At 41.3% G+C, this 1,126-nt stretch carries 1 protein-coding gene; it reads right to left on the reverse strand.

The window, feature by feature from the left end; translation table 11 throughout:
- A partial coding sequence (locus GMD6S_RS11420; RefSeq protein WP_000949327.1) for a FecCD family ABC transporter permease occupies nucleotides 1–734 on the reverse strand: 734 nt, incomplete at its 3' end.
- Between the last annotated feature and the right edge of the window lie 392 nt (nucleotides 735–1,126).

Here is a 1,126-nt window from a genome sequence, read left to right on the forward strand (position 1 = left end):
GGAATTCCCAAAGTTAAAGCAGCCTCATCTCCCATCATCATCGCATTAAAAACACGATACTGGGTAGAGAAAAATAGAAGGGCCAATCCTACTACTATAGTTGGCAGGACTAAGTCAGACCAAGTAGTTCCAGCAAGCGAACCCATGGTCCAAAACTTAATGGTCATCACACTGTCTGCATTAGCGCCAACAGAGATGATAAAGTTGGAAAAAGCCAGAAAGAGAGCATTGACCACCGTTCCTGATAAGATCAGACTAGAAGTCGTCATCCTTCCCTGCATAGAGGCAATGATGAGGACAGCAATTGTTGCCAAAATAGCTCCAAGAAAAGCTCCAAGGCTAATCACCACTTTTAAACCAAGAATAATGCTCAAGGTTGCACCCAAAGTCGCACCCGCAGAGATTCCTAAGACATAGGGCTCAGCAATGGGATTGTTCACTGTGGACTGCATCACACTGCCACACATGGAAAGACCAGCCCCTACTATCAGACCGAGTAATACTCGGGGGAATCTCATATTCCATACAATGGCAAGAGTGGACTTAGAAACCTCTCCTATCTCAAGCGGAAACCCCAACCTACTCAAAATAATCCGATAGGTATCTCCTAGAGCAATCGCAACGGATCCCATTGAAACTGCTAGAAAGAGGGAAATCCCTAAAGTAGCTAGCAAAATACCTAAAAGTAACACAAATTGCAGGTCCCGTCGGCTTCCAGAAAATTTGGAAAGCATGAAAACCTCCTTAAACAAAATTAAAAATTTAGAAAATTCTCATGAAAAGTATACCATATTTCTATTAGATGAACAAGGATGTAAATATATATAGAAAAAGCCATCTGAAGTCAGAGAGCTGATTTGAGCTCGGGCTAAAACGTTTATAGACTAGGCGACAAGCCGAAGATTGTACTATAAAACTAGTGAAAATAAAAAATCTCCCCGAAGGGAGATGATTTGGTTTATTTTACCTTACAGTGCTAGAAACCGTAACCGAAGATAATACTTTAGTATATCGAGGTAGGGTGACAAAAGTAAAAAAGCTCTCTGAATATCAGAGAGCTCAAGTCTTGCTGGATAAAACGTTTATAGACTAGGCGACGAGGCGAAGATTGTACTAATGGTACATC

The organism is Streptococcus sp. GMD6S (genome assembly GCF_000297015.1).